Source organism: Amycolatopsis sp. NPDC034160, from assembly GCF_055575355.1.
In genome coordinates, this window is sequence record NZ_JBVISU010000028.1 from 42,073 (window position 1) to 68,897 (window position 26,825).

The following is a 26,825-nucleotide window of genomic DNA, read 5'->3' on the forward strand; positions in this document are numbered from 1 at the left end:
CTGATTCACATCTTCAGTCAATGGGCGCCAGCCAGCTCCTCGACCGCCTCGACGATGCCCTTCTTGTCATAAGCGCCAGTGGGCATCGTCGCCGCGTGCGCATGACGGACCACCCCGTCCCGGTCGAGCAGCACGCTGCCCGACTGCTGCAACATCCTCTTCGACAACCCGAACGCCTCATGCGGCGTACCGCTCCGACCAACGACCACCAGCAGCGACAACCCTCGCCTCGTCCGCCACACCTTGGCCTCCGCCCGACCCTCCGGCACAGCGATCAAAACCCGCACATCGGCGGCCGCGAATTCAGCGGCACGCGCCGCGAGGTCCTTCACGTGGCTGTTGCAGACCGGGCAAGTGGTCGAACGCACGAAGTAGACCAGCACGTTGCCCTTGCGGCGGAAGTCCGAAAGCCGGACAAGCTGCCCGGTGGTGTCCTCCAGGGCGACATCAGGTGCCACGGAACCGATTTCGAGCATGAAAACTCCTCAACAGAATCAGGAAGCAGGGTTGTCGAGAAAGGCACGGACCGACGCCCGCGCCCGGTGCAGCCGGGACTTCATCGCCGCCGTGCTCAGACCGAGCGCGTCAGCGACCGCCCGGCCCGGATGACCCTGGATGTCACGCATGATCAGGACGCGACGCTGATCGGCGGGCAACTCCGCGATCGCCGCGGCCACCCGTCGCGCCTCCAGCCGATCCAAGGCGTCTTCTTCGGCCGACACCATCACGACGGAATCCGCCAGATCGTCACCACGCAACGCCCGACGGGCCCGCCGGAGACATTCGTTGCGCACGATCCGGAACATCCACGACGCGAGCGCACCGGTAGCCCGCAGAGAACCGATCTTGCGATACAGGATGATCAGCGCCTCCTGCGCTGAATCCTCCGCGTCCTCCCGCGAAGCACACAACGAGCGCGCGAACCGCTGCACATGCGGATGGGAACCCGAGACCAAGGCGGCGATGGCGGACGCGTCCCCGCCTTGCGCCGCCACGATCAACGGCTCCCTCGGCCACTCGGCCTCCACGACAACCTCCTCCCACGCCGAGCTTGTCCCGGCCCTTACAAGAGCCGGGCACCCCGCGAAAGGATTCAGCTCGCCTCACGTGACCCCGCTCACCCCGGCAGGCGCGCCACGAACCCCACGCCACCCGATGGCATGATCGCCGGTATGACATGGACCGCCCCCGAGGTGACCCGTCCGTCCGGCGACACCGCCGCCGACGAGCGCGTCCTCCTGCCCAACCTGCTGGCCTGGCACCGCAGCACCTTCCTCCACAAAGTCGCCGGCCTCACCGGAGAACAACTCGCCACGGCGTCGGTCCCGCCCTCGAACCTCACCCTCCTCGGCCTCATCCGCCACCTGGCCAAGGTCGAACGCATCTGGTTCCGCCTGCGCTACGCCGCACAAGACATCGAACCCCTCTACAACCCCGCCCTCGGCAAGGACCACGACTTCGAAGTCCTCGACGCCACCAAAGCCGAAGAGGCCTACAACACCCTCCTCGAAGAAATCCGCCTCGCCGACGAAGCCGCCGCCGAAGGCTCGCTCGACGACACCTTCGACCTCGACGGCAATCCGTTCTCACTGCGCATGATCTACGTCCACATGATCGGCGAATACGCCCGCCACAACGGCCACGCCGACCTCATCCGCGAACGCGTCGACGGCTACACGGGAGCCTGAACCGCCATGGAATACGGATTCGTAGGAGCAGGCGAGATCACCGCCGCCATCGTCGAAGGCCTCAGCAAGGACATCACCGACCCACCGACGATCCACCTCTCACCCCGCGGCCGCAGCGTCGGACAAGAACTCTCCTCCCGCTTCGCCAACGTCCACGTGCGCGACAGCAACCAAGCCGTGCTCGACAACGCCACCACGATCATTCTCGGCGTCCGCCCGCCGATCGCCCGGGAAGTCCTCACGGAACTCACCTTCCGCCCCGACCACATCCTCATCAGCGCGCTCGCCGGCGTCCCACTCGGCCAACTACGCGAATGGGCCGCACCCGCCACCGAGGTCGTCCGGAGCATCCCGCTGCCCCCGGCCTCCCGCCGCCGAAGCCTCACCGCCCTGTACCCCGACAACGCCGAAGCCCGCGCACTCTTCGACCGCATCGGCGGCAGCGTCGTCCCCGGCAAAGAGCAAGACCTCGACATCTTCAGCGCCGCGACCGCCACCTTCGCCGCCCACCTCGACTACCTCGGCACCATCGCCGCCTGGATGACCGACCAAGGCCTCGACGACACCGTCGCGACCACCTTCACCAGCCACATCTTCGGGCAGCTCGGCCAAGCCCTGCTCCACCACGACGGCTCACTCGAAACCCTCACCGGCAAGCACATGACCCCCGGCGGGCTCAACGAACAACTCCTCACCGACCTGCGCACCGACGGCGTCCCCGACACCGTCCGGCGCGCACTCGACGGGATCCTCACCAGACTGCGGGACAAATGACGATCACCGACCGACTCCGCGAAGCCGGCTGCGTCTTCGCCGAAGACGAAGCCCGCCTCCTCACCACCGAAGCCCGCACACCCGCCGAACTCGACACCATGGTTCAACGCCGCATCGACGGCGAACCACTGGAAGTCATCCTCGGCTGGGCGGAATTCCACGGACTCCGCATCGTCGTCGAACCCGGCGTCTTCGTGCCACGCCGACGATCCGAACTCCTCGTCCGCCACGCCCTCACCCTCGCCCGACCAGGAGCGGTCGTCCTCGACCTCTGCTGCGGCACCGGAGCACTCGGCGCGGCCATCGCCGCCGAACTCGGCGAAATCCGGCTCTACGCCGCCGACATCGAACCCGCCGCCGTCCGCTGCGCCCGAGCCAACGTCGCCGATGCCGGGGGAGAGGTCTTCGAAGGTGACCTCTACGCACCCCTGCCAGAGTCACTGCGCGGCCGCGTCGACCTACTCGTCGTCAACGCCCCCTACGTCCCGACCGACGCCATCGCGATGATGCCGCCCGAAGCCCGCGACCACGAACCTCGCGTCGCACTCGACGGCGGACAAGACGGCGTCGACGTCCACCGCCGCGTCGCCGCCGAAGCTCCCCAATGGCTCGCACCGGGCGGGCACCTGCTGATCGAAACCGGCGAAAGCCAAGCCGCCAAAACCGCGGAAGCCATGGCGCACAACGGCTTGGCCCCCGAAGTGATCACCGATGACGAGCTGTACGCGACGGTTGTTGTCGGTGCCGGGGGATAGGGTGCCCGCCGTGACCGACTACCTCGACAGCACCCGCACCGCCTACGACAAGGTCGCGGCCGACTACGCCGAACTCCTCCGCGACCACCTCACCGGATCCACCTGGGACCGCGCCACGCTCGGCGCCTACGCCGAACTCGTACAGGCCGCGGGCAAAGGCCGCGTCGCCGAGATCGGCTGCGGACCGGGCCGCATCACCGAGTACCTGCACAGCCTCGGGCTGGACATCTACGGCGTCGACCTCTCGCCGGAGATGATCGCCGTCGCCCGCAAGTGGTACCCGCACCTGGAGTTCCAGCTAGGGGAGATGCCCGGTCTGTCCATTGAGGACGGTGCACTCGCCGGCGTCGTCGCGTGGTACTCGATCATCCACACCCCACGGGAGCGGCTGCCGGAGATCTTCACCGACTTCCACCGGATCCTCGTCCCAGGCGGCCATCTGTTGCTCGCCTTCCAGGTCGGCGACGAAGTGCGCCACATCGAGCACGCCTACGGGCACGACATCTCCTGCGACGCCTACCGGCTCCTGCCCGAGAAGATCGCCGAACAACTGGGGGAGGCCGGGTTCGCCGTGGTCTCCCAGCTCGTCCGCGAGCCATCGGAGGAGTTCGAGAGCACCCAGCAGGCGTACCTGATCGCCCGCAAGGTCTAGCTCAGGGACGCCGGGCCTCGATGAGCCAGGCCGCCGAGTCGTAGAACACGCCTCGGTCGGTCTGGTGCTCGGCGAGATCGGCCCGCAGAGTGTCGACGGCCTTCGCGCGCGCGGCCTCGTCCAGATCGCGCAACCGCCCGCCGTGCTGTTCGATGATGAACTCGGCCGCGTCATCGACGTCCTGACCGAAGTACATCGGCCGGTGCTCGGCCGTCGATCGGACATCGGTGTACCCGGCGGAAGTCAGCAGTTCTTCGGTCGCGGCCGGGTCACTGAGCGGGAAATCGAAGGACGGCACCTCACGGCCGGCGGCGAAAATCGTCCGGAACGTGGTGATCCACTCATTGAGCCGAAACGGCTGCCACGTCAGCAACACGAGCCGTCCACCAGGCCGGGTCGCCTGGACGAGATTGGTGAACGCGGCCAGGGGAGTACCGAAGAACATCGAGCCGTGCCTGCTGATCACCACATCGAAGCCCGCCTCGGGAAACGGATGGACCTGAGCGTCCGCCTGCTCGAACGAGACGTTCAGAACACGTTCCTGCTCAGCGAGCCGACGAGCGAGGCCGAGCATCTGGGTGGAAAGGTCCACGCCGAGCGCCGAACCCGCTGTGGCCCGCCGAGCCGCGTCCCGTGTCGTCTCGCCGGCGCCGCAGCCGACATCGAGGACCTTGTCGGAAGGTTCGATGGCGGCCGCGGAGAAGAACATCTCGCGGTACGCGGCGACACCGTCATTGAATCGCTGAGCGCGCTTCGCCCAAAGCGCGCCGTCGTCACCGTCCCACGCCTTCAGCATCCGCTCGTTGGACGGATCGACGCGGACAGCAGTGGTCTCGGACATTTTCGGCAACCCCCAGGTTCGATCTATGGGGAGAGCCTAGCGGAGGCCGTTCTGACGACTACTTGACATAATGTACATTATCGGCACTTGAGCTGACCTGGATAACAAGGCTCGAGAGGGGCTTTCGGCGTCATCTTGGAGGGCTTCTACCGGTGCATGTCGTGCAGCTAGTGCTGCCTTCGCTGGCTGATACTGACCTCGACCACTCCGCTTTCTCCGGCGCCTGGTGGCGCCTTGAGCGACTGGGCGCACGGGTGACCCCCGAGGGCGTAGAACGGATGACCATTCACTCCACCTCAATACGTCACTGTGACGTATTGAGGTGAGCGTCTCGGGCAAGCGGACGACCGGGATGCGGTGATTCAGCGCGTTCGTGAACCCAGCCGATCCTCATCGGTCCCTCCTCTGGGATTCAGTCGTCCATCGGTCGCCGGAGATGTCGTGAGGGGTCCCCATAGGAGAAAAACGTCTCATGGGGACCCCTCATGACACCCCGGAGGGCGCCGAGTGGCCTGAGATCCCCCATGAGAGGCTTCCGGACTCATCACTCCGTTTCATGCATAATCGCTATTATGCATGAAACCGAATATAACCCAGTGTAAGACTGTCGGTGCCATGCGGTACAAGATGCCTATGAGGGTTTCTGAGGCACAGCAAGCCTTTTTCGCCGCACGTCGTCCCCGTAAGGATTCTCCTCACACCACTGACGCCTACCGCCGAGACCTCGCCGGCATCACCGCACTTCTGCTCCGCGAGCTGGACCGCTCCCCTGACGAACTCACCGTCGAAATGCTCACCGCCCAGGCCCTCCGGAACGCCTTCGGTGCCTTCGCGGACACCCACGCGAAGAGTTCGGTCCTGCGCGCGTGGTCGACCTGGAATCAGTTCCTCACCTTCTGCGTGTCCGACGGGCTGTTGGCGGGCAACCCGATGGGCGCGGTCGCCCGGCCGAAGGCGCCGCCGTTGACGCCGAAACCGTTGCGGGGTGAGGAAACTCCGGAGCAGTTGCTCGCGGCCGCGGCGGATGGATCGCGTCGGACGCGGGATCCATGGCCGGAGCGGGACGTCCTGGTGATCGCGCTCGGTCTCGTCGCCGGGCTGCGGGCGGCGGAGATGCGAGCGCTCACCGCACGGTCGCTGGTCGGGCGTCAGGGTGAGATGCGCTTGCACGTCCATGGCAAGGGAAGCCGGGATCGGTCGATCCCGGTGCAACCGATCATGGAGAAGATCATCGAGGAGTACCTGGCCTCGTGCCGACGGCGCTTCCCCCAGCAGCGGTTCGGGCCCTCCACTCCCCTCCTCCGGGATCGCGCGGGCGAGCCGATCGGCCGCGGCGCGCTGGAGTACCTGGTGAAGTCCTGCTACCGCTGGGCAGGGCTGCACGACCGCGTGCCGGTCGGGGCGAACCTGCACGCGTTGCGGCACACGTTCGCGACACGGCTGGCCGAGGACGGGGCGACGGCTTCGGAGATCATGGCGCTGCTGGGGCACGCGAGCCTGGCGACCAGTCAGAACTACATCGAGGCGACGGGGCGGGAGCAGCGGGCGGCGGCCGCGAGCAACCGGACCTATCGGGCGCTGGACGGGATCCTGTAGGTCAGCGGAGCTGTTCGAGGTCCTTCGCGGCTTGGGCGATCTCGTCGGCCAAGCCGCGAAGTTCGGCCGGTGAGGCTCCGTCGTCGGCCGCGGTGACGACGTCTTCGGCGGCGCAGCGGAGTTGGAAGAGCCGGTCCTGCAGGGCCGCGATCTCGGTGTCGGAGAGGACGACGGCGTCTTCGGGGAGGCCGCTGCGTTGGAGGGCGGTACGGCGTTCGTAGGCGCGCTGGCGGCAGGATTGCCCACAGTAGCGGCGGCGCCTGCCGACGTTGCCGCCCTGTTCGAGGCGTCGGCCGCACCATCCGCAGTGTTTGGGTGCCCCCGCACGGCGGAGTTCGGACACCTCTGCGGCGGACGTCTTCGGCTGTTCGGCCACTTCCCTCACGGTTCTGACCCTAGCTGGCCATCGGACGATCATGCCGGGGCCACGGCCGAAGTGCACACTAGTGGGGTGCCGACACTGTTTCCGTACCTAGCCGACCCGCTCCCGCGTGCGTTCGCCCATCGGGGCTGGCACCTCGGTGACCTGGAGGGACTGGAGAACTCGCTGCCGGCTTTCCGGCAGGCGGTGACGGAGGGTTATCGCTACCTCGAGACGGACGTGCACGCGACGTCGGACGGCGTGGTGGTCGTGCATCACGACGAGTCCCTGGATCGGACGACCGACGGCGCGGGGTTGATCTCCCGGCAGACGTGGGCGCAGCTGCGGAATGTCAAGGTCGGTGGTCGTGCGCCGCTGTCGCGGTTGGAGGACGTCCTGGAGGAGTTGCCGGAGGCGCGGTTCAACATCGATGTGAAGTCGAATCAGGCTGTGGTGCCCTTCGTGCGGACGATCGAGCGGACCGGTGCGCATGATCGGGTGGCGGCGGCGTCGTTCTCCGACGCGCGGCTGGCGCGGATCCGGAAGCTGGCCGGTCCGAAGCTGGTGACGGCGATGGGGCCGCGTTCGGTGGCGGTGATGTGGGCGAACGGGTTCTTGCCGCTGGTGTCGTTGCGGGCGTTGTCGCGGGGTGCGATGGCGCAGGTGCCGGTGCGGCAGGGGCGGTTGAAGGTGGTGGACCGGGCGTTCCTGCGGCAGGCGACGCGCGTGGGGTTCGAGGTGCACACGTGGACGGTGGACGATCCGGCGGAGATGCGGATGCTGCTGGATCTGGGGGTGCACGGCATCGTGACGGATCGGCCGGATCTGCTGCGGGAGGTGCTCCGGGAGCGGGGCGCTTGGCCGAACCCCGAGCCTCGCGTTTAGTCCTCTGAATGCGTTGTGAGCGCAGGGTCAGCGGGGTGGTTTGCCGTTCCAGGCGGCGTCCCAGGTTTTGGGGCCGAGGCGGCCTGAGGCGTTGATGCCGTTGGCGCGTTGGAGGGCGAGGACGGCTTCGCGGGTTTTGTCGTAGTAGCAGCCTGTGCCGGTGAAGCCGTAGCCGTAGGCGTTCATCCTGAGCTGGAACTGCTTGAGTGGGGCGGCGCAGTCGCCGTAGGCGTAGACGACGCCGGGCCAGGCGGGTTGGGGGCCGCCGGGCGGGGCGGGCGGGGTCGGCTTCGGTTTGGGCGGAGGCGGCGGGGCGGGCTGTCCTCCCCCGCCGATGTAGGCGGAGTCTTCGTAGGACGGGACGCGTTTGCTGCGGGCGTCGCCGTCGTTGCGGAAGCCGAGTTTGCCGGCGCATTCCCAGGGTTGCCAGCCGCGCATGCGGTAGAGGTAGAGGGCCCGGTAGTCCTGTTCGCGGGGAGTGGCCTGGTCGGGCCTCCCCTGGCCGCCGACGCTGCGCCAGGTGGGGAGGTCGAACTGGTAGGCGCCGTAGTAGCCGTTGCCGGTGTTGATGTTATAGCGGCCGCTCGATTCGCACATGCGGAGCTTGGCCCAGTGGGAGCCGTGAGGGTCGGCGGCGGCGGATCCGGTGGTGGCGATCTGCAGTCCCGTGACGGCTAGAGCGAGCAGAAGCGTTCTCGCCACTACGCGGTGTGCGGTGCGAAGCCGGTGGGTCCTCATGAGCGGAACAGTAAATACCGGACACTTGCTTCACAACAGTCACAGCTCGCCCACCAGCCTCACACGAAACACACGTGGTTCGTGTCAGCGACACGCTGACGTCGGTCGGGCGGATGGCCGGGAAGGGTTCGTCACGCGTCGAAACGAACACGGTCCGGACTCGTGCCGGACAGGTGGGCGTGATCACCAGTAGTCTCCCGCTGACCTCGACGTTTACGACCTCAGGAGCAGCACATGACGGTGGCCGTGACCCGTGAACGCAAGCGGGTGTGGCGGGCTTGGTACCTCTACGACTGGGCCAATTCGCCGTTCTATTCGTCGGTCATCACGGTGTTCGGTGCGCTGTATTTGAGCGAAATCGCGGCCGCGGATGCCACGGCGAATATCACCCTTAATGGGGACAGGCCGTGCACCGATTCGAGTGGAGTCGCGAGCACCCTGCAGAACTGCGCCGTCTCGTTGTTCGGCCTGCATTTCCCGGCGGGGTCGCTGTGGGGGTATCTGCTGTCCGTCGCGACGGTGACGCAGGTACTGGTGTTGCCGATCGCCGGCGCGATCGCGGACCGGAGCAGGCACAAGCGACGGATCCTGGGTGGGTTCGCGTTCCTGGGCGCGGTGGCGTCGGCGTTGATGTTCTTCGTTTCGGGGACGAATTGGGAGGTCGGCGTCTGGACGTTCATCCTGGCCAACATCGGCTATGGCGGTGCGCTGGTCGTCTACTACTCGTTCCTGGTGGACATCGCCGAGCCTGATGAGCGGGACGCGGTGTCGTCGAAGGGGTGGGCGTTCGGGTATCTCGGCGGTGGGCTGGCGCTGGCGTTGCAGCTGGGGTTCTTCACCGGCCATGAGGCGTTCGGGGTGAGCGAGGGGCTGGCGGTCCAGATCTGCTTCCTGACGTCGGGGATCTGGTGGGCGGTGTTCACGTTCCCGGCGGTGCGGGCACTCCCCCGGACTCATGTGCCGAAGTCGGCCGAGCGGGGTCTGTCGGTCTTGACGGCCGGGTTCAAGGAGCTGAAGCGGACGATCTCGGAGGCGAAGGCCTATCCGTTGACGCTGGCGTTCCTGGGGAGCTATCTGGTCTTCACCGACGGGATCACGACGGTGGTGGCGGTGTCCGCGCAGTACGGCAAGGACGAGCTGAAGTACAGCACTGAGGTGCTGATCGTCACGATCCTGGTGATCCAGTTCCTGGCTTACGCGGGTGCGATGATCCATGGGGCGATCGCGGCCAGGATCGGGGCGAAGAAGACGATCCTGGGCAGTCTGGTGGCCTGGGTGGTCGTGCTGGCCTTCGCGTTCTTCATCGAAGCCGGTCAGCCGCTGCAGTTCTACGCGGTGGCCGTCGGGATCGGGTTGGTGCTCGGTGGAACGAACGCGTTGTCGCGTTCGTTGTTCGGGCAGATGATCCCGGAGGGGAAGGACGCGCAGTACTTCTCGTTGTACGTGGTCGGCGAGCGGGGGACGTCGTGGCTCGGTCCCCTGTTGTTCGCCGCGGTCGGGCAGATCACCGGGTCGTTCCGGTACGCGATCATCGCGCTGGTGGTCTTCTTCGTGCTCGGTTTCGTGTTCGTGTGGCTGGTGCCGGTGCGTCGGGCGATCGAGGCGGCGGGCAACCGACCACCGGCGGTGCTGTGAGCCTGCGGCGTGCCGATAGGGTCGAGCGTCGTGACCGTACTGAAGGAGAGTGGCCCGGACCCCACGGACGCGTTGTCGTCGGTGCCGGTGGCGGGTTCACGGCGGGGTGTGCCGGTCGTCGGGAAGCTGAAGTTCTGTTACGGGCCGATGGACTGCGGGAAGTCGACGTTGGCGTTGCAGATCGACCACAACCACGCGCGGCAGGGTCGTCGCGGGATGGTGCTGGTGCGGCATGACCGATCCGGTGAGCCGCAGATCACCAGCCGGATCGGGTTGACGCGGAAGGCGACCGAGGTGGGGAACGACACCGATCTGCGGTTGCTGGTGCGTGAGCAGTGGGCGGCGGGGCGGCACGTGGACTACTTGATCGTCGACGAGGCGCAGTTTTTGTCGCCTGATCAGGTGGATCAGCTGGCTGAACTGGCCGATGACGTCCAGATCGACGTGTACTGCTTCGGGATCGCGACGGATTTCCGGAGCGTGTTGTTCCCGGGTGCGGCGAGGCTGTTCGAGTTGGCGGACGACCTGCAGCCGGTTCAGGTCGAGGTGTTGTGCTGGTGTGGGCAGACGGGACGGTTCAACGCACGGGTCTCCGACGGTGAGGTGTTGCGCGCCGGGGACACCGTTGTGGTGGCGGATACCGAACAGTCTGTAGTTGAATCTTCATCAACATCACGTTTTGAGGGTGAGCCGAACACAGTGCGTTATCAGGTATTGTGCCGCCGGCACTTTCGCCAGGGCGACCTGGGCCCCACCTCTGCCCAACACGGTCAGTTACGGTTGACGTGACAGGCGTACTACTAGCCCATCTGGGGGATATCCGCACCAAGATGGCCGTATTGACGTCATGCCAGAGCGCGAAATCACTCCTACTAGGAGAAGCTGTTGCCACCGGGTGACACAGCTCATCGTGAGCAAGGACATGGTGTCCAGGGAATCCTCTGGCCCTCCCCGTCGTTGCATAGGGTGAGCATCACCCTGGCTCCACCCGGAGCTGACTGAAAGGATCCCCATCATGGCCGACCGTGTTCTCCGTGGAAGCCGGCTGGGAGCGGTCAGCTACGAGACCGACCGCAACCACGACCTCGCGCCTCGCCGCACTGTGCGCTACGCCTGCCCCAAGAACCACGAGTTCGAGGTGCCCTTCTCCGACGACGCCGAGATCCCTTCGGTGTGGGAGTGCAGGCTGCACGGCAGTGAGTCCGAGATCGTTGACGGCGGACAGCCGGAGCAGAAGAAGGTCAAGCCCCCGAGGACGCACTGGGACATGCTCCTGGAGCGTCGTTCGATTCCGGAGCTTGAAGATCTGCTCAACGAACGTCTCGCCGAGCTGAAGGGACGCAGGACCACCCGGTCCGCCTGACGCACGGCACAAGTAGCTAGCCTCACCACGCACACGGCGAAGCCCCCGCGACCTCCCACCGCGGGGGCTTCGCCGTATCCGGGGTCAGCTAGGGATCAGGTCGGCGACGAGGGGCGCCGGGCGTCGGTCAGTCGCCGCAGATGGGCGGGCGGTGATTCGAGCAGCGGTAGCCGGTCCGTCGCGTGCGGGATGATGCCGAGTTCGGCCAGTGCGGACTTGGCCATGATCGCCCCCTGTGAGGCGCGCATGACCGCTTCCGTGAGGGGCCGCAGTGCGGTGCCGAGTCTCCGTGCGGTGTCGAGGTCTCCCCCGCGTACGGCGCGGATGAGCTCGGCGTTGCGGTCGGCGAAGGCGTTGCCCACGACGCTGACCACGCCGGTGGCGCCACACGCCAGGTACGGCAGGTTGAGCTCGTCGATGCCGCAGTAGTAAGCCAGCGAGGTGCGGGCCATGACGGTCATCGCTTCGAAGAGGTCGCCTTTGGCGTCCTTCATCGCCCGGATCCGGGGGTGGCCGGCGAGTTCGATCAGGGTGGCCGCTTCCATGGCCGTCCCTGTGCGGGCGGGGACGTCGTAGAGCATCACGGGCAGGTCGGTGGCGTCGGCCACGGCCAGGCAGTGCGCGATGAGACGAGTAGGAGCGCGTCCGCTCCGGCCGCCTGGGCTTCCTTCGCGCGATGGACGCAGGCGGCGGTGTCGTAGGTGCCGACTCCGGCGATCACGATGGCGCGGTCTCCGGCTCGGGTCGCTACGGTGCGGACGAGCCGGGCGGCTTCGGCGTCGTTGAGGGTGGGTGACTCGCCGGTGGTGCCGCCGACGACGATGCCGTCGCATCCGGTGGCCAGCAGGTGGTCGACCAGGCGGGTGAGGCCTGGTGCGCTGAGCGCGCCGCCGGGTTCCGCGGGATCAGGTCGCCGGCGGCGTCCGGTCAGTCAGGAACGCCCACGTCCGCTTGCCGAGCAGCAGCACCAGCACCCCGGTTCCGAGCTTCGCCACTCGGCGTCCCAGCGAAGCCACATCGGCGCGTATGCGAACGAGGGAGTATCGGAGGTCATCGTAAGACGACTGGCGGAACACGCAGTAGACGCTGAGGAACAATCCGGTCACCCCGGCAACGGCGACCGCCACACGCCAGCCGTCGACGAGGGCCGCGGTGATGCCGAGCATGGCGACTGCCACCGAAGTGCCCATCCAGCGGGTCGGCACTGAAGGGAGCGGAACGACAGCCGCCGTAGCAAGAACACCCGCCGCAACCAGCAGCAGGCGTTCATCGGGTGAGGCGCAGGCGGCAACTGCGCAGGCGACCGCGGCGATCAGCCCGGCGTTCCACGGGGCGAAAACCGGTGACCTGCCGGCGAGGACACGGAGCGACGACGCCGAACGATCGGCACTTTCGACCGAACGCAGGGCTAGCGGGGTGAACCGCAACAAGCGGGCCAGATGCGGTTTGCCCGTCAACTCGGCCGGGTGTTCGAGCACGTCACCGTCCCGGAAAGAACAGAAACCGGTCGCCTCCAGCACCCACGTCAGCGTCACGAAGACGATCCCGAAGGTCCACGCAGCCCCGGCAAAAAGGAAGAATGTCCCGGCGGTCTGCCCGCTCGGCACAACGCCGGCGAGCGCCAGTCCGATGGAGGCACGCACGGCGTAACCCACTCCGACTACGAGCCAGGTTGCGGCCGCTCGGACGCCGGGTCTGGTGCGCCCCGCACGGAGGAACTCGTAGAGCCACGCCGGAACCCAGACTCCGATGAACGAGACCAGGATGATCGTCGAGACCGAGGGTGCGACGATTGTGAACGCGATGATCACCGCCACCGCTGCTCGCGCCACGATCACGAGAGCGCTGAGCGCGACCGACCGGAGTGGTCCTCGTTGCGTGACCGGGAGTCGTCCGCGTTCGCGGCGAGCCGGGTGGACCAGGTCGTCGGCGAGGCCACGGATGTCATTCCATTGGTAACGGCCCTGGTAAATCAGGTACTCGAAGACCAGCCAGCCGAGGACTGCGCTGAGCAGCCCTGGCCCGCCGTGGCCGTGGGAAGCGGTCACCACCCCGACGAGGTATGCGATCGGGATGAAGAGCCACTTGACGGTATCGAGAGGTCGAGGAAGCACGAGATAGGACCACATCGGCCGCTCATCAGTCCGGCCAGTTCGGCTTGCCCTTAGCAACAGATCGGTCCGAGGGTAGTTCGAGCTGTCCCGCAGATGGTTCGCCGCGCCGCGCAAGAGCCGCCTGCCGCCGGTGTTGGCCAAGATTCCTTGGTGCAGCAGAAGTATCAGCAGCGGGCCGTAGAGCGCGAACATGATGACCATGGCCGGAGTGCTCAGCGTGAGAGCGACGAACACGACCCACCCGCCGAGCGCGATGGCGAAGGTCAACGTGAGAAAGAGCAACATTATGAAGTAGGAGCGGCGGCCCCGCCGCGGGCTGGTGATCGTGAGCATGAGCTCTGTCGCCGAGCCGGCCAGCACCCCAGGGATGGCGCACAGTTCGGCTTGATGACCGCGCAGCTCGTTTTCGAGGGCCCTCATGTAGAAGCTTTTGATGGTCACCTGTATGCCTAGCATGACGAGGTAGCAGAGCACTGCGAACGGCAACGCCGGAGCCACGACGTACACCGGTTCTGCAAGGTCGTAACAGCTCCCTGCGGCCTCGGCCGCGCCCGCTGCCTTGCCGCGGAACCGGCAGTCGCCGACCACAATGGCGAAAAGTCCGGCCAAGAGCGCGACGAACACGCTAGCGAGCGCACTCTGACTGTTGGAGAACCCGCGGTCGTCTTCGCGCATCGCCTGGTAATCGGCCAGCAGGATGTCCAGTTTCGCGCTCATGGCCGGATTATCGTCCGCGAACCCGGCACATCGGGGGCGGAGGTCAGCTCCCGCAGCCGACTCGCAACGCAGCCGACCTGGGCGGCCATGGCTCACCCTCTCCCTAAACGTCATGCTCGACCGCATTATGCGGCTTGATACCCCGGGATGTCCTCGACACGGTGATACACCGCCAGGCCGCGGGACAACGCGATGGCGACGTCCTGGTCGGCGCCGGTGGATTCCCCGGGCAGGCGCAGGACGGCGTCGCAGTGATGCAGCAGCCGGTCGGCCGTCGGGTACATGACCTCCTTGGCGACCGGGTCGGCGACGGTCTTCCCGCCCGCACCGTGCAGCACCGGCAGCGCGACCCATTCGCCGATCATCGGCACGTGCCCGCTGCGGAAGATCGGCCAGGCGGCTTCTTCGAGCCGGGCGAGGTTGCGGGCGAGCAGTTCGGGGTCGTCGCCGGTGCCGGAGCGGAACGGTCCGGCGATGAGGATCATCAAAGGTTTGTTCATGAGCCGGAGCATAATGTGCAACACTCGGCAGGAACAAGGAGGAACGTGCACATGTTGGCTGCGCAACGACGAGACTTGCTGATGGAACGACTCAAGACCGAAGGCCGCATCGTGGCCAAGGACCTCGCCGCCGAACTCGGCATATCGGAAGACAGCATCCGCCGTGACCTGCGAGAACTCGCGGACGCCGGGCTCTGTCAGCGGGTCTACGGCGGAGCCCTGCCGGTCTCACCGGCCACTGCGGACTACGCGACGCGTATGGCGGTCAGTGTCGCGGGCAAGGAACGGATCGCGAAACGTGCAGCAGCGTTGATCCGGCTCGGCTCGACGGTCATCCTCGACGGCGGGACGACCGCGCTCGCGCTGGCGAAGGCGCTTCCCGTCGACCTCGAAGCGACCATCGTCACGCACAGTCCCACCGTCGCGGCCGCGCTCGTCACGCATCCGAAGGTCGAGGTGTTCCTGATCGGCGGACGGCTCTTCAAGCACTCCGCCGTCACGTGCGGTGCGGCCGCGGCCGAGGCGGCCGGAGGCATCAACGCCGACCTGTTCTTCCTCGGCGTCACCGGCGTGCACCCCGAAACCGGGCTCACCACCGGCGACTCGGACGAGGCCGCGATGAAACGCACGCTCGCCAAACGCGCCGCCGACACCTATGTGCTGGCCAGCTCGGAGAAGATCGGGGCGGCCTCGCCGTTCACCGTGCTTCCCCTGTCCGACGTCGCGGGCGTGATCACCGACGCGGCGCCGGACGAACCGACGGTGAAGGAACTGGGGAGGCTCGGGGTGAGCGTGCTCGGCGTCAGCCCTTCTTGGCCAGCCCGCGAAGCTGCTGCCAGCGACGCTTGATACCCCACAGACCGACCAGGACGATCGCCTCGCGCACGACCGAACCGCTCATCTTCGACTGACCGACCTCGCGTTCGGTGAAGGTGATCGGCACCTCGACCACCTCGAACCCGGCGAGCGCCGTGCGGAACGCCAGGTCGATCTGGAAGCAGTAGCCGCGCGAGGCGATCTCGTCGAGCGGGAGCTTCTCCAGCACCGTGCGGCGATACGCGCGGAAACCCGCGGTGATGTCCTTGATCTTCGTGCCGAGCGCGATCCGCGCGTAGAAGTTCGCCACCCAGGAGAGCGCCTTGCGCTGGAACGGCCAGTTCACCGTGCTGCCACCGGGAACGTACCGGGAGCCGATGGACAGGTCCGCGTCCTCGAGTGCCGCCAGCACGCGGGGCAGATCCTCCGGCGCGTGGGAGCCGTCGGCGTCCATCTCGACGATGGTGGCGTACTCGCGGGAGAGACCCCAGCGGAACCCCGCGACGTACGCGGCACCCAGGCCCGCCTTCTCGGTCCGGTGCATGACGTGGATCCGCTCGTCGGCCTTCGCGAGCTCGTCGGCGACGTCACCGGTTCCGTCAGGGCTGCCGTCGTCGACGACGAGGGCGTTCACGTCCGGGAGTGCCTTGAGCAGGCGTTCCAGGATCGGGCCGATGTTGTCCCGCTCGTTGTACGTCGGGACCACCACCAGCACCGGGTCGATTCCCTGGGCCCCCCGCGGCGCCTGCGCCATCCGCTTTTCCTCCGTGTTCCGGCGGGTCAGCCCGCCGCTTCCCTCGTTGCCTTGGCGGCGCTCGCGCGCCGGGTGCGGAAACGGAGCACGTACCCGCCGGTAACCCCGGCGATCGCCAGGACCAGCAGTCCGTACTCCGTCGTCACACCGAGTAGATCCGACAGCGTAGTCTGCTGCCTCAGCGGTACGCGCCCCACCAGGGAATCTGCGGTGAACAGGCTGGTGGAGGCCATGATCGAACCATCGGGCGCGACGATCGCGCTGACCCCGCTGGTGGCCGAGACGACTACGGCGCGGCCGTGCTCGACCGCCCGCAGCCGTGACATCGCCAGCTGCTGATAGCTCATCTCCCCCGGCCCATACCAGGCGTTGTTGGTCGGCACGACGAGCAGTTCCGCGCCATCGGCGACCGACTCCCTGGCCGGGTAGTCGAACGCGGTCTCGTAGCAGATGAAGACCCCGACCTTGGTCCCCGCGACCGACAGGGCGGCGTTGGCGCCGTCACCCGGTGTCATGTTCGCGACGCTGTCGACGAACGGCGTCACCAGCTTCGCGAGCTCACGGGCGGGGACGTACTCGCCGAACGGGACCAGTTGCTGCTTGGCGTAACGCTGGCCGGGGCCGGTGACCGGGTCCCAGACGAGCGCGGAGTTCTGTGCCGTGCCATCGGGCAGCCGGACGAGCGCGCCGATGATCGCCTGTGCCCCGTAGTCCCGGACCAGCTGGTCGACGCCGGCGTCACCGGTCCGCATCGCCATCGCGGTCTCGGGCCAGATCAGCAGATCGACCTTGGTGTCGCTCGCCTTGAGCTTTTCCAGCAGCCGGGCGCTCTCGGCGAGATGGTTGTTCCGGAGTTCGTCGCGGCGGCCTTCCAGCGCCAGCCCGATGTCGGGGGCGTTGCCCTGCACCGTGGCGACGGAGAGTTCACCGTCCTGGGCCTCGGTGCCGATCGTCGGCCACACCGCGAGGCCGGCCACCACCGGCACCAGCGTCAGCGCCGACGCTGCCACGAGGGAACGCCGAGGGGAGGAACCCTTGAGCCGCAGGCAAAGGGCCGCGAGACCGAACCCGGTCAGCACGACGGCGAGACCGACCAGCGGAGCGCCGCCCACCGAGGCCAGCGCAAGGAAGGCGCCCTCGGGCTGGCTGAACGCGACGCGGCCCCACGGGAACCCGCCGAAAGGGAACCAGGCGCGCGGTGTCTCCAGCGCGATGATCACCAGCGCCGCCCACAGCGGCCCGAGCGGCAGCCTCCACACCACGGTGGCGAAAGCCCCACCGAAACCGAGGTACACCGACAGCGCCATCGCCAGCCCGAGCCAAGGCCACGGACCGAAACCCGGGCCGAGAAAGTCCAGCAGCCAGGTCAGCAGCGGCAGGAAGAACGCCACCCCGAACACGAACGCGTAGCCGAACGCGCCACGGAACCGGCGTCCGTGCACCACCAGCGCGAAGCCGGTGAACGCCAGCGGCGCGAGCCACCACAGCGGGCGCGGCGCGAAACTCAAGTACAACGTGAAACCCGACGCCGCGGCGAAGAGGAAACGCATGAGCCAGGCGCGGGAGAACCGCTTCCGGGGCGCCGCTTCGGGGTCCGGATCGGTCACGGTCGTGGACACTCCTGAACCCTAAGCCGTGCGGGTGAACGCGTCGTGGATGACCTGGCCGTCGCGCACCGTGCGAAGGCAGCTCGGCAGCGGCGCGCCTTCTTCGAGGTTCGGCAGCGGGGGCACGCCCGCCCGCGGGTCGGTCGACCAGCGCTGCACCCGTGAGTCCGGCGTCGCGACGACCAGCTCTGTGGCGTCCCAGACCGCGTAATGCGCGGGAGCGCCGGGGACCAGGCTGCCGGTAACGCCGTCGTTGACCCCGGCGGCGCGGTGCCCGGCGCGGGTGTGCGCGGTGAAGGACGCGCGAGCGGACAGTCCCGAGCCGGGGGTGCGGTGATAGGTCCCGGCGCGGACTCCTGCCCACGGGTCGACCGGCGTGACCGGGGCGTCGGAGCCGAACGCGAGCAGGAGCCCTTCGGCGGCCATGGCGGAGAACGGGTTGAGTTTCGCGGCCCGTTCGGCGCCGAGACGGTCGGTGTACATGCCGTGCGCGCCGCCCCATTCCGCGTCGAACCGCGGCTGGACGGAGGCGACCACACCCCAGCCCGCGAGCGCCCGCGCCTGCTCGGCGTCGATCATCTCGACGTGTTCGAGCCGGTGGTGCCGGGCCGCGAGCGCGCGTTGACCGACGGTCTTCTCCGCGAGGCGGAACCCTTCGACGACCTCGGCGACAGCGGCGTCGCCGATGACGTGGAACCCGGCCTGCAGACCCGCTTCGGTGCAAGCGGCGACGTGCTCGGCGATGGCGGGAGCGTCGAGGTAGAGCGTCCCGGACGTGCCGTGTGCGTCGGCGTAGGGCTCGTGGAGGGCGGCGGTGCGGGAGCCGAGGGCGCCGTCGACGAACAGGTCACCCGCCACTCCCCTGGCGCCCAGCGCACGGGCGCGGTCTATCCCGCCGCGCTCGCCCCAGTAGCCGACGACCTCCGGCAGTCCCGGTTCCGCCGCGAGGGTGAGCAGATCGGTGAAGTCTTCGGCGCCGGAGATGTCCGGGCCCGCGCATTCGTGGACGCTGACGACTCCTCGCGCGGCGGCTTCGGCGAGGAACGCCCGCTGGGCCTCGCGTCGCTGGCCGGGGGTGATCGCCTCGCGCATCGCGGCGCGGACGCGGTGGTGGGCGTCGCGGGTCAGCGGTCCGTCGGCCGACCAGCCCGCCGCGTCCCGCACGCCGGGCGCGAGGGCGACGAGAGCGCTGGAAACGAGCGCGGAGTGGACGTCGACGCGGCTCAGATACACCGGGGTTCCGCTCGCGGCCTCGTCGATCTCCGCGCGGCTGGGCAACCTGCCGTCGGCCCAGCGTGATTCGTCCCAGCCGTGCGCGACGAGCACCTGGCCCTGCCGCACGGCGTCGCGGACCGCGGCCAGCAGTTCGGCGGCACCGCGGATGTCCGCGAGGTTAAGCCCGGTGAGGTGCAGCCCGGTCGCGGTGGCGTGGACGTGCGCGTCGACGAACGCGGGGGCGACGAAGGCGCCGTCGAGGTCGACCGGCTCGGCGTTCGGGTGCAGTGCCTTGGCCGGGCCGTCCTGTCCCACCCAGACCACGGTGCCGTCCGTGATCGCCATGGCGGTGGCATCGGGCGCGGACGGGCTGTAGATGCGTCCGCCGAGCAGGAGTGTGGTTCGCGCGTTGGTCACGCTTCCGAGTTTGCAGCGTGCGGACGACCACGTGACCGGCGGGTCGGCGTGATCTCGACACAACACGCAAGACAGGAATATTTACGTCTTCCAGACGATGTGACAGGATATTTTCACGCGTTTCCGACGACGAGGAGTACAAGTGACTGCGATCCAGCAACCGACCTCGCCGGTGGCCGCCTACGATCAGCCCTACGACTACACCCGAGTCGAGCTGATCGAACCCGACTGGCGCCGCTTCCCCGGCTGGCACGACGTGACCGAGGCAGAGTGGCGAGACGCGCAGTGGCAGCGAGTGCACTGCATCCGTAACGCCAAACAGCTGCGTGCCCTGATGGGCGACCTGCTCGAGGAGCGCTTCTACGAGGACATGCTCGCCGACCAGCGCGAGATGGCCACGATGTCGATGCTGCTGCCGCCGCAGATGATCAACACGATGGCACCCAACGCGGGCACCGACCCGGCGAAGGTCACCGAGGCCTGGTACGCCGACCCGATCCGCCGCTACATGCTCCCGGTGCGCAGCGACCGCGACACCGAGTGGCCGAGCCACCCGCACTCCGAGCGCGACTCCCTGCACGAGGCCGAGATGTGGGTGGTGGAGGGGCTGACCCACCGCTACCCCACCAAGGTCCTCGCCGAGATGATCTCCACCTGTCCCCAGTACTGCGGGCACTGCACCCGGATGGACCTCGTCGGCAACTCGACCGAGCAGGTCGAGAAGCACAAGCTCTCGCTCAAACCGGTCGACCGCCAGGACGCGATGATCGACTACCTCAAGAAGACCCCCGGCGTGCGTGACGTCGTGGTGTCGGGCGGGGACGTCGCCAACGTGCCGTGGCCGCAGCTGGAGTCGTTCCTCATGCGGCTGATGGACATCGACACCGTCCGCGACATCCGGCTCGCGACCAAGGCGCTCGCCGCCCTGCCGCAGCACTGGATCCAGCCGAAGGTCGTCGAAGGTCTCGAGCGCGTCGCCGGCACCGCGCAGCGCCGCGGCGTCAACCTCGCCATCCACACCCACGTCAACCACGCCCAGTCGGTCACGCCGCTGGTCGCGGAAGCCGCCAGGACCGCGCTCGACGTCGGCGTCCGCGACGTGCGCAACCAGGGCGTACTGATGAAGGGTGTCAACGCGACGCCGGCCGAACTGCTGGACCTGTGCTTCGCGCTGCAGGGCGAGGCGAACATCCTGCCGTACTACTTCTATATGTGCGACATGATCCCCAACGCCGAGCACTGGCGGGTTTCCGTGCACGAAGCGCAGGAACTGCAGCACGCGATCATGGGGTATCTGCCGGGCTACGCGACGCCTCGGATCGTCTGCGACGTGCCCTACGTCGGGAAGCGGTGGGTGCATCAGCTCGCCGAGTACGACCGTGAGCTCGGGATCTCCTACTGGACCAAGAACTACCGCACCGGGATCGAACACGAGGACCCGGAAGCCTTGCAGCGCCGCTACCCCTACTACGACCCGATCTCCACCCTGCCCGAAGCCGGCCAGCGCTGGTGGCGCGAGCAGCACCGGAAGCTCTGACCGGCCGGCTCATCGACTAGGCCCCCGAGAGGGGCGTCAGGGCTCAAGGGCGAGCTTTGAACGCCCCCTCAGTGGTCTACAGTGGACAGTCGGGCGGCGCCAACCGGGGTAACTCCGCGAATTCCGACTGTCACCACACCACCGGCAACTTCGCCAAGGCGTACCCGACCAGCAACTGCTGAATCGGCACCTCCTCGGCGGGCACGGCCAACCGCAGGGTGGACGGCAACAACCGGAGAATGCACTCAAGCGCGACCTCGGTCTCAAGCCGCGCGAACGACGCGCCGATGCAGAAATGGGCACCATGCCCGAACGCCAGCTGCATGTTCGTATCGCGTTCGATGTCGACGGTTTCAGCGTCGGGGAAGACATCCTCGTCGTGGTTGGCCGAGCCGAGGGAGACCAGCACCGTCTCCCTGGCGCGGATGGTGACCCCGCCGAGCTCCACGTCGACGACCGCCACCCGCGGCAACGCGCCGAGTGCGTTGTGGACGTTGTAGCGCAGGAGTTCCTCGATCGCGTTCGGAATCAGTTCGCGGTCGGTGTGCAGTCGTGCGAACAACTCCGGGCGGCGTAGCAGGTTCAGCATCCCGGTCGCGATGGCGTTGGCCGTACTGCGGTGTCCGGCGGTGATCAGGAGCAGGACGAAATGGATCAGCTCGTCCTCGGACAGCTGCCCCTGCTCGTCCCGCGCGGCGATCAAGGATCCGATCACGCCGTCTTGGACGCCGTCACGCCGCATTTTCTCGATGATCCCCCGCAGGTAGTGGATCAGCTCCTCGAAGGGATCCGCGTCCCCGGCGGCTCGGGAGTTGAACAGCACCGGCGTCCACACGTGCAAGGGACCACTGTCCGCCTCCGGAATCCCCAGCAACTGAAAGACGCCGGTGGTGGCGAACGGCAACGCGAAAGCCGCCAACAGGTCCACCGGCCCGTCCTGCTGTCGCAGCTGCTTCAGCGACGTCTCGGCGGCCGCCTGCATCGACGGCCGCAACGATGCCACCCGTTGCGGTTGGAACGCTCGCGACACCAGCCGCCGGACCCTCGTGTGTTCCGGCGGATCCATCCCCAGCAAACTGTGTGTGCTCGGGGTGAACGGTCCCAGCTTCGTCGCCCATGGCGACTCGGCCGCCGCCCGGCTGAACCGCCCGTCGCTGAGTACCGCGCGCGCATCGGCGTGCCGGGTGACCAACCACGCCTGCCCGCCGGTGGGTAACACCACCCGCGTGATCGGCGCCTGCCGCCGCAGTTCGCCGAATTCCGGTGGCAACCGTAAGCCGTCAAAAGCGAATGGATACTCCAGTGGCTCCTTCGGCGAGGCGTCCACGATGTCCCCCTGCGATGGTTTGTTGGGGGGCAACGATAGGGACCAACCGGTCGGAAATGGGTCGAGAACTCCTGGATTGGGTGGTCCGTCCCTTTTTCCCTGTGGCGCTGACCGAGAGTCGACCAGTTTTCGGCGTCGCTTCGAGCGTGGTCGGGTCAGATCCGGATTCCGTCCACTCCACGGAGGCCGTCCGACGGCCCGGCATGGCGTGGGCGGCGCCGACGGCAGAAGGGCCGACCATGACCGAACTCGTAGGTTACGTCTGCTTCACCGCGGTCGTGGAGCGCGCGGTCGCCATCCGCATGCTGGCCCCCCGGCCAGCCCCACGGTCGAGCGACGACCGATTCTGGGCGGGGCCGCATGCGGTCATCGGGGTTCGGGGGCATGCCTCCGAACCGGGCCCATCGCGTGCCTTGGCGTCCGGCCGGCCCGCACGGGCGGGGCTGGTCGCCGCTTTGCTCGGCCGTTGCAGCGCCGGGCCGGGCACGGCGTCGTTCGACGATGACGCGGGTCCGGTGCTCGATGCTTGTGTACAGGGGGCCGACGACCTGCCCGGCTCGCTCGATGGTGACTACGCCCTGGCGGTTTGGGACGACCACCGGGAGCACTTGACCCTTGTCCGAGACGCACTCGGCACCCGGCCCCTCTACTACTACCGCACGCCTGACGGTGTCGTCTTCGCGTCCAGCCTGGACGCGGTCCTGAACCATCCCGCTGTGCCGGCCCGGCTTACCACCGATGGCGTGCGGCAAATGCTGGCGGGGATCGCGGTGCCGGGCGACACCCCGTATGCGGGGGTCCGGGAGGTTCGTGCGGGACACGCCCTGCGGTTCAGCCGCGACGGCGATCAGGAACGTCGGCACTGGCGGCTGGATGGCAGCGCTGGACATTCCGACGACCTGGCCACCACCGTGGGGCAGACGCGCGAATTGCTGGCACGGGCGGTCCGGCGCCGCACGACCGGTGGCACAGTGGCCAGTTTGCTCTCCGGTGGGCTGGATTCCAGTACGCTAGCCGCGCTGTACGCCCAGCAGGCGCCTGCCGCCATCGCGACCTTCGCGGTCGACTATCCCGGCTATGAGACCGGCTACCAGCCCCATATCGCCCGGCCCGCACCGGACAGCCCGTATGTGCGCGACATGGCCGCGCACATCGGCTCCCGGCACACCGACGTGATCCTGGAGGCGGCCGGTCTCACCGCCACCGATCTGTGGGACACGCTCGCGGGCCTGCTCGAGGCGCCCACCATCCTCGCCGACGTCGAGCCGTCGATGTACTTGCTGTATCAACGGGTCCGCCGAGAGGCCGGCGCTGTCCTAGGTGGGGAGGGCGCGGATGAGCTCTTCGGCGGCTTCCCGTGGTTCCATCATCCGCAATGGGCGCTGGCTGAAGACTTCCCGTGGACACCCACGACGGACATGGTCGTCCAACCGCTCTTCGGGCGGGCGTTCGCCGAGCTGGACGTGCCGGGCTTCCGCGCCGAGGAGTACCGCACGGCCGCCGACGAGTTCGTCGGCGATCGTCGGGATACCCGCCCGGGCACCAGGATGCGGTGGGTCGTCCAGCTGTTCCTGACCCGATTCCTGCCGGAGCAGTTGGAACGAGCTCACCGGTTCGGCGCCGCCATCGGCCTCGACATCCGCACCCCGTTCTGTGACCGGGCGCTGGTCGAGTACGTTTTCGCGGCCCCTTGGTCGATGCAGACCTTCGATGGCCGGGAAAAGAGCCTCCTGCGGGCCGCGGCAGGCGATTTACTCCCCAGCTCGGTGCGAGAGCGTCGCAAGTCCGGATATCCGCTCACCCGAGACGCCGGGTACGACCGGGCGTTGCGCACCGCCGTCGGCAAGCTGCACACGGATCCGGACGCGCCGGTTCGCCCTCTTGTGGACGAGAACCTCCTCCAAGCGCTGCATGCCGATCCCATGGGGCCGGACGCCCCTCGGTTGAGCCGTAATGAGATGGAACTGGCGCTGCGCCTGAACGCCTGGCTGACAACGAGAAATCTGCAGTTGCCGGGATGAGACCGGCGGATCCGGCCTCCATCCGGGTTTCAGCCCGCCTCCACCAGCCGAGGAAAGGGTGTCGTATGGCTGTCGTCATGACCGGTGGTACCCGAGGGATCGGATACGCGCTCGCGCAGGCCTTCGTGGCGGCGGGTGAGCGTGTGGCGCTCTGTGGACGCGACGAGCGATCGGCGCGGGCCGCCGCAGCGAGCATCGGGCCCGGCGTGCTCGGGATGGCCGCCGACGTCACGCGCCGGGAAGATCTGCAGCGTCTGTGGGATCGCACGGTGGACGCGTTCGGCGTCGTGGACCACTGGGTGAACAACGCCGGCGCCGCGATGCGCCCGCAGTTGCTCTGGGAAGCACCGTCGACGGGTATCGACGAGGTGATCACGGTCAACCTCGCCGGTTCGCTGCATGGCAGTGCGGTGGCCATCGCGGGCATGGTGAACCAGTCTCACGGATTCGTTTGGAACACCCTTGGTTTCGGCAGCAACGCCCGGGTTTCGCGGGGAATGGCCGCGTATGGATGTACGAAGCGGGCCCTCGACTACCTGCATCAGGCACTGCTGCTCGAGACGGCGCACACACCGGTACGCGTCGGGGTGGTCGATCCGGGCCTGGTGCTGACGGATCTGGTGACCGAGTCGGGTATCGCCACCGACGACTTGCGGGGCGAGCGCCAGCGGCAGTATTACCGGGTCCTCGCGGAACCGGTGGAGGTGGTGGCACCGTGGCTGGCGGCGAGGATGCTCGCCGCCACCCGAACCGACGCGAAGGTGCTTCGTCTGACCCCTGCCAAGGCGATACGGCGCCTGACCGCCGCATTCGTGCGGGAACGGGTACTGCCGGCGCGGTGAACCGGCGGATCGGTGGCAGGGCGCAGCGGTCACTTCTTTCCCTTGACGATGAGGGGCACGTCCACCCGGACCGGGCCTGTGGTGGCCGTGAGAGTGCCGTCGGCGGCCTTCGGTCCGGCGAGCAAACGGAAGACGAACGTCACCGAAGCGCCTGGTGGGAGTTGCTGCTTCGCGGTACAGGTCACCATGCCGCTGCCCGCCGGGCAGCCGATCGATCCGGCCGGAGGGTTTCCCGGCCCGACCACCTTGACGCCGTCCGGCAAGGTCAGTGTCACCGTCATGGGCGCGGCAGGTGCCGAACCGGTGTTGCGGACGGTGATCGGGAAGTCGGCGGGTGGCCCGCCGGTGGACATCGTGAACCCGTCGGGCCCCTTTCCGACCAGCGAGGGCGCGGTGGCTGCCGTGGTGGTCACCGGCGTGGTGCCGCTCGGCTGGCCGGTCGTGGCCGGCGTTGTGGCACCGGTCGAGATCGGAGCGGTCAAGGTGGTAGCGGACGCCCCGCCCGGTGTCGGCGTGGTCGAAGCGCCCGCGATGCTGCTGGGCGCGGGCGGAGCGGCAGCGGTCGGGAGGACCCCCGCCCGAGGCGGCGGGCCGAGTGTCCCGATCCCGACGGTGACGGCGAGTACGACAGCCGAAGCTGCCGCGCCGAGCAAGGCGGGCGCGGTGACGGCGGACGCACTGGCCTTGGCCGTCGCGGCGAGATAACCGGCGGCGCCCGCGCCCAGCACGATCGGGGCGACGATGCCCCGCAACGCGCCGTTGACGTCGGCCAGTTCGGTGGCGACGGCCTGGCAGGTGACGCATTCGTCCAGATGGGCATTGATCTGCACGGATTCGCGCCGGGACAGTCCGCCACGAGTCCACGCCCCCAGTTTGCCGACCGCGGCCTGGCACCGTTCGGCGGGATCACCCGTGACATGTGCTTGGAGATAGGCCTTGCGCAGGCCCTCGCGGGCTCGGTAAGCAAGCGCGGCGACGCCGTTGGGGGTGAGGCCGAAAATCGACGCGAGCTCGTCCGGCGGTCGGTTCTCGATCGCGGTATGCCACAACACGTCTTGCCAGCGCTCGGGAAGGTCGGCGAACGCCCTGGTGATCAATGCGCGTTCCAGGCCCGCGACCGCCGTGTCGCGGAAGGGCAGGCTGGTGACCCGCTCGGCGCCGGGAACCGCTTCCAGGTCGTCCGCCAGTTCGAGCCGGCGCTGCTGCCGGAAACGGTCGTAGGCGGCGTAGCGCACGGTCGTGAGCAGATAGGGGCGGAACGCGGAGTCGGGTCCGCCGCCCGCGCGTAGGGAAATGAGTAGTTTCGCGAAGGCGTCCGACACCAGGTCTTCGGCGTCGGACGACGACTTCGCCAGCTGAAGAGCCAGATTCCGGGCGGCATGGACGTGGCGGGTATAGAGGCTGCCGTACGCCTGAACGGTCCCGTCGCGCACGGCCTCGATCAGTTCGGCATCGGAGAGCGGGCTCGGCTGCTCGGCCGGGCCGAGAGCGTCGTCGAGGTCGGCGCGCATCGCGTTCGCATCACCGGCACGCCACCGCTCCACGTCGCGTTCGTCGAGGTGCCCGAGCACAGGCGTCGCCACTTTCCGGATGCCAAACAAAGATGAGCGTTCCACTCGGCCCTGTTCAGGGCTCCGCTCACCTTGCCACGCCCGTCACCACCGGTCATC

General features: G+C 68.0%; 25 protein-coding genes and 1 pseudogene. 13 read left to right on the forward strand and 13 right to left on the reverse strand.

Features of this window, described 5'->3' with window-relative positions; all coding sequences use genetic code 11:
• Window positions 1-17: 17 nt before the first annotated feature.
• On the reverse strand, window positions 18-476 hold the full coding sequence (locus tag ACZ54P_RS35860) for a redoxin domain-containing protein (RefSeq protein ID WP_465466057.1): 459 nt from the start codon (window positions 474-476) through the stop codon (window positions 18-20).
• 18 nt (window positions 477-494) lie between these two features.
• The gene (locus ACZ54P_RS35865) at window positions 495-1,028 is read right to left on the reverse strand and encodes an RNA polymerase sigma factor (protein WP_465466058.1); all 534 of its coding nucleotides are present in this window, start codon (window positions 1,026-1,028) and stop codon (window positions 495-497) included.
• A 144-nt stretch (window positions 1,029-1,172) separates the two neighbouring features.
• Here ACZ54P_RS35865 and ACZ54P_RS35870 point away from each other — a divergent pair, with 144 nt between their 5' ends.
• From ACZ54P_RS35870 to ACZ54P_RS35885, 4 genes are read left to right on the forward strand one after another with little or no spacing between them, the layout of a single operon-like run.
• Window positions 1,173-1,688 (forward strand): DinB family protein, encoded by a 516-nt coding sequence (locus ACZ54P_RS35870; RefSeq protein ID WP_465466059.1) that lies wholly within the window; start codon window positions 1,173-1,175, stop codon window positions 1,686-1,688.
• Window positions 1,689-1,694: 6 nt separating this feature from the next.
• Window positions 1,695-2,462 carry an NAD(P)-binding domain-containing protein gene (locus tag ACZ54P_RS35875; RefSeq protein ID WP_465466060.1) on the forward strand — a complete coding sequence of 256 codons (768 nt, stop codon included), beginning with the start codon at window positions 1,695-1,697 and terminating at the stop codon, window positions 2,460-2,462.
• A complete protein-coding gene (locus tag ACZ54P_RS35880) occupies window positions 2,459-3,217 on the forward strand; it encodes a putative protein N(5)-glutamine methyltransferase (RefSeq protein WP_465466061.1) in 759 nt (252 codons plus the stop codon). Before ACZ54P_RS35875 ends, ACZ54P_RS35880 begins: the two co-directional genes overlap by 4 nt.
• A gap of 10 nt (window positions 3,218-3,227) precedes the next feature.
• On the forward strand, window positions 3,228-3,869 hold the full coding sequence (locus tag ACZ54P_RS35885) for a class I SAM-dependent DNA methyltransferase (RefSeq protein WP_465466062.1): 642 nt from the start codon (window positions 3,228-3,230) through the stop codon (window positions 3,867-3,869).
• A gap of 1 nt (window position 3,870) precedes the next feature.
• Here the strand turns inward: ACZ54P_RS35885 and ACZ54P_RS35890 are convergent, their stop codons facing one another.
• Window positions 3,871-4,710, reverse strand: a complete 840-nt coding sequence (locus tag ACZ54P_RS35890; RefSeq protein ID WP_465466063.1) for a class I SAM-dependent methyltransferase — start codon at window positions 4,708-4,710, stop codon at window positions 3,871-3,873.
• A gap of 615 nt (window positions 4,711-5,325) precedes the next feature.
• Between ACZ54P_RS35890 and ACZ54P_RS35895 the strand changes: the two genes are divergently transcribed.
• Window positions 5,326-6,306 carry a tyrosine-type recombinase/integrase gene (locus tag ACZ54P_RS35895; protein WP_465466064.1) on the forward strand — a complete coding sequence of 327 codons (981 nt, stop codon included), beginning with the start codon at window positions 5,326-5,328 and terminating at the stop codon, window positions 6,304-6,306.
• 1 nt (window position 6,307) lies between these two features.
• On the opposite strand, the gene ACZ54P_RS35900 is transcribed toward ACZ54P_RS35895, so the two are convergent.
• Window positions 6,308-6,691, reverse strand: a complete 384-nt coding sequence (locus ACZ54P_RS35900; RefSeq protein WP_465466065.1) for a hypothetical protein — start codon at window positions 6,689-6,691, stop codon at window positions 6,308-6,310.
• A gap of 66 nt (window positions 6,692-6,757) precedes the next feature.
• Here ACZ54P_RS35900 and ACZ54P_RS35905 point away from each other — a divergent pair, with 66 nt between their 5' ends.
• Window positions 6,758-7,552: a glycerophosphodiester phosphodiesterase gene (locus ACZ54P_RS35905; RefSeq protein ID WP_465466066.1), complete on the forward strand. Its 795-nt coding sequence runs from the start codon at window positions 6,758-6,760 to the stop codon at window positions 7,550-7,552.
• Window positions 7,553-7,579: 27 nt separating this feature from the next.
• On the opposite strand, the gene ACZ54P_RS35910 is transcribed toward ACZ54P_RS35905, so the two are convergent.
• Window positions 7,580-8,290 (reverse strand): transglycosylase family protein, encoded by a 711-nt coding sequence (locus tag ACZ54P_RS35910; protein ID WP_465466067.1) that lies wholly within the window; start codon window positions 8,288-8,290, stop codon window positions 7,580-7,582.
• Between the two features lie 234 nt (window positions 8,291-8,524).
• On the opposite strand from ACZ54P_RS35910, the gene ACZ54P_RS35915 reads away from it, so the two are divergent.
• The 3 genes from ACZ54P_RS35915 to ACZ54P_RS35925 all read left to right on the forward strand — a co-directional run bounded on the left by ACZ54P_RS35915 (window position 8,525) and on the right by ACZ54P_RS35925 (window position 11,288).
• Window positions 8,525-9,925 (forward strand): MFS transporter, encoded by a 1,401-nt coding sequence (locus ACZ54P_RS35915; protein ID WP_465466068.1) that lies wholly within the window; start codon window positions 8,525-8,527, stop codon window positions 9,923-9,925.
• A 30-nt stretch (window positions 9,926-9,955) separates the two neighbouring features.
• The gene (locus ACZ54P_RS35920; RefSeq protein WP_465466069.1) at window positions 9,956-10,714 is read left to right on the forward strand and encodes a thymidine kinase; all 759 of its coding nucleotides are present in this window, start codon (window positions 9,956-9,958) and stop codon (window positions 10,712-10,714) included.
• 226 nt (window positions 10,715-10,940) lie between these two features.
• Complete coding sequence (locus ACZ54P_RS35925; protein WP_005151365.1) at window positions 10,941-11,288, forward strand: RNA polymerase-binding protein RbpA; 348 nt, start codon at window positions 10,941-10,943, stop codon at window positions 11,286-11,288.
• A 95-nt stretch (window positions 11,289-11,383) separates the two neighbouring features.
• Here ACZ54P_RS35925 and ACZ54P_RS35930 read toward each other — a convergent pair.
• The 3 genes and pseudogenes from ACZ54P_RS35930 to ACZ54P_RS35940 form a co-directional block, all read right to left on the reverse strand.
• Window positions 11,384-12,219 (reverse strand): annotated as a pseudogene (locus ACZ54P_RS35930) (dihydrodipicolinate synthase family protein).
• Window positions 12,194-14,119, reverse strand: coding sequence for a hypothetical protein (locus tag ACZ54P_RS35935; protein ID WP_465466070.1), 1,926 nt, complete (start codon window positions 14,117-14,119; stop codon window positions 12,194-12,196). The pseudogene ACZ54P_RS35930 and the gene ACZ54P_RS35935 overlap by 26 nt, the downstream one beginning before the upstream one ends.
• 125 nt (window positions 14,120-14,244) lie before the next feature.
• Entirely contained in the window at window positions 14,245-14,619 is a 375-nt protein-coding gene (locus ACZ54P_RS35940) for a DUF4406 domain-containing protein (RefSeq protein ID WP_465466071.1), read from the reverse strand.
• A 51-nt stretch (window positions 14,620-14,670) separates the two neighbouring features.
• Here ACZ54P_RS35940 and ACZ54P_RS35945 point away from each other — a divergent pair, with 51 nt between their 5' ends.
• Window positions 14,671-15,468, forward strand: coding sequence for a DeoR/GlpR family DNA-binding transcription regulator (locus ACZ54P_RS35945; protein WP_465466109.1), 798 nt, complete (start codon window positions 14,671-14,673; stop codon window positions 15,466-15,468).
• On the opposite strand, the gene ACZ54P_RS35950 is transcribed toward ACZ54P_RS35945, so the two are convergent.
• Genes ACZ54P_RS35950 through ACZ54P_RS35960 form a run of 3 tightly spaced genes read right to left on the reverse strand, consistent with a single transcriptional unit; the run spans window position 15,422 to window position 19,428 of the window.
• Window positions 15,422-16,189, reverse strand: coding sequence for a polyprenol monophosphomannose synthase (locus ACZ54P_RS35950; protein ID WP_465466072.1), 768 nt, complete (start codon window positions 16,187-16,189; stop codon window positions 15,422-15,424). The genes ACZ54P_RS35945 and ACZ54P_RS35950 overlap by 47 nt on opposite strands.
• A 26-nt stretch (window positions 16,190-16,215) precedes the next feature.
• Complete coding sequence (gene lnt / locus ACZ54P_RS35955; protein ID WP_465466073.1) at window positions 16,216-17,808, reverse strand: apolipoprotein N-acyltransferase; 1,593 nt, start codon at window positions 17,806-17,808, stop codon at window positions 16,216-16,218.
• 9 nt (window positions 17,809-17,817) lie between these two features.
• Window positions 17,818-19,428: an amidohydrolase gene (locus ACZ54P_RS35960; protein ID WP_465466074.1), complete on the reverse strand. Its 1,611-nt coding sequence runs from the start codon at window positions 19,426-19,428 to the stop codon at window positions 17,818-17,820.
• Window positions 19,429-19,570: 142 nt separating this feature from the next.
• Here ACZ54P_RS35960 and ACZ54P_RS35965 point away from each other — a divergent pair, with 142 nt between their 5' ends.
• On the forward strand, window positions 19,571-20,965 hold the full coding sequence (locus tag ACZ54P_RS35965) for a KamA family radical SAM protein (protein ID WP_465466075.1): 1,395 nt from the start codon (window positions 19,571-19,573) through the stop codon (window positions 20,963-20,965).
• A 130-nt stretch (window positions 20,966-21,095) separates the two neighbouring features.
• On the opposite strand, the gene ACZ54P_RS35970 is transcribed toward ACZ54P_RS35965, so the two are convergent.
• Entirely contained in the window at window positions 21,096-22,235 is a 1,140-nt protein-coding gene (locus ACZ54P_RS35970) for a cytochrome P450 (protein ID WP_465466076.1), read from the reverse strand.
• Window positions 22,236-22,531: 296 nt separating this feature from the next.
• Here ACZ54P_RS35970 and ACZ54P_RS35975 point away from each other — a divergent pair, with 296 nt between their 5' ends.
• Together ACZ54P_RS35975 and ACZ54P_RS35980 are read left to right on the forward strand one after the other, a co-directional pair.
• On the forward strand, window positions 22,532-24,313 hold the full coding sequence (locus ACZ54P_RS35975) for an asparagine synthetase B family protein (protein ID WP_465466077.1): 1,782 nt from the start codon (window positions 22,532-22,534) through the stop codon (window positions 24,311-24,313).
• A 65-nt stretch (window positions 24,314-24,378) separates the two neighbouring features.
• Window positions 24,379-25,155, forward strand: coding sequence for an SDR family oxidoreductase (locus tag ACZ54P_RS35980; RefSeq protein ID WP_465466078.1), 777 nt, complete (start codon window positions 24,379-24,381; stop codon window positions 25,153-25,155).
• Window positions 25,156-25,184: 29 nt separating this feature from the next.
• Here ACZ54P_RS35980 and ACZ54P_RS35985 read toward each other — a convergent pair whose 3' ends face one another.
• Window positions 25,185-26,738, reverse strand: a complete 1,554-nt coding sequence (locus ACZ54P_RS35985; RefSeq protein ID WP_465466079.1) for a sigma-70 family RNA polymerase sigma factor — start codon at window positions 26,736-26,738, stop codon at window positions 25,185-25,187.
• Window positions 26,739-26,825 lie beyond the last annotated feature (87 nt).

Excerpts from the sequence above, each read along its gene's own strand:
- ACZ54P_RS35860 (WP_465466057.1), bottom strand. The coding sequence starts at position 476 with ATGCTCGAAATCGGTTCCGTGGCACCTGATGTCGCCCTGGAGGACACC.
- ACZ54P_RS35980 (WP_465466078.1), top strand. The coding sequence starts at position 24,379 with ATGGCTGTCGTCATGACCGGTGGTACCCGAGGGATCGGATACGCGCTC.
- ACZ54P_RS35940 (WP_465466071.1), bottom strand. The coding sequence starts at position 14,619 with ATGAACAAACCTTTGATGATCCTCATCGCCGGACCGTTCCGCTCCGGC.
- ACZ54P_RS35890 (WP_465466063.1), bottom strand. The coding sequence starts at position 4,710 with ATGTCCGAGACCACTGCTGTCCGCGTCGATCCGTCCAACGAGCGGATG.
- ACZ54P_RS35945 (WP_465466109.1), top strand. The coding sequence starts at position 14,671 with ATGTTGGCTGCGCAACGACGAGACTTGCTGATGGAACGACTCAAGACC.
- ACZ54P_RS35880 (WP_465466061.1), top strand. The coding sequence starts at position 2,459 with ATGACGATCACCGACCGACTCCGCGAAGCCGGCTGCGTCTTCGCCGAA.
- ACZ54P_RS35925 (WP_005151365.1), top strand. The coding sequence starts at position 10,941 with ATGGCCGACCGTGTTCTCCGTGGAAGCCGGCTGGGAGCGGTCAGCTAC.
- ACZ54P_RS35950 (WP_465466072.1), bottom strand. The coding sequence starts at position 16,189 with ATGGCGCAGGCGCCGCGGGGGGCCCAGGGAATCGACCCGGTGCTGGTG.
- ACZ54P_RS35875 (WP_465466060.1), top strand. The coding sequence starts at position 1,695 with ATGGAATACGGATTCGTAGGAGCAGGCGAGATCACCGCCGCCATCGTC.
- ACZ54P_RS35975 (WP_465466077.1), top strand. The coding sequence starts at position 22,532 with ATGACCGAACTCGTAGGTTACGTCTGCTTCACCGCGGTCGTGGAGCGC.
- ACZ54P_RS35870 (WP_465466059.1), top strand. The coding sequence starts at position 1,173 with ATGACATGGACCGCCCCCGAGGTGACCCGTCCGTCCGGCGACACCGCC.
- ACZ54P_RS35910 (WP_465466067.1), bottom strand. The coding sequence starts at position 8,290 with ATGAGGACCCACCGGCTTCGCACCGCACACCGCGTAGTGGCGAGAACG.
- ACZ54P_RS35915 (WP_465466068.1), top strand. The coding sequence starts at position 8,525 with ATGACGGTGGCCGTGACCCGTGAACGCAAGCGGGTGTGGCGGGCTTGG.
- ACZ54P_RS35935 (WP_465466070.1), bottom strand. The coding sequence starts at position 14,119 with ATGAGCGCGAAACTGGACATCCTGCTGGCCGATTACCAGGCGATGCGC.
- ACZ54P_RS35895 (WP_465466064.1), top strand. The coding sequence starts at position 5,326 with ATGCGGTACAAGATGCCTATGAGGGTTTCTGAGGCACAGCAAGCCTTT.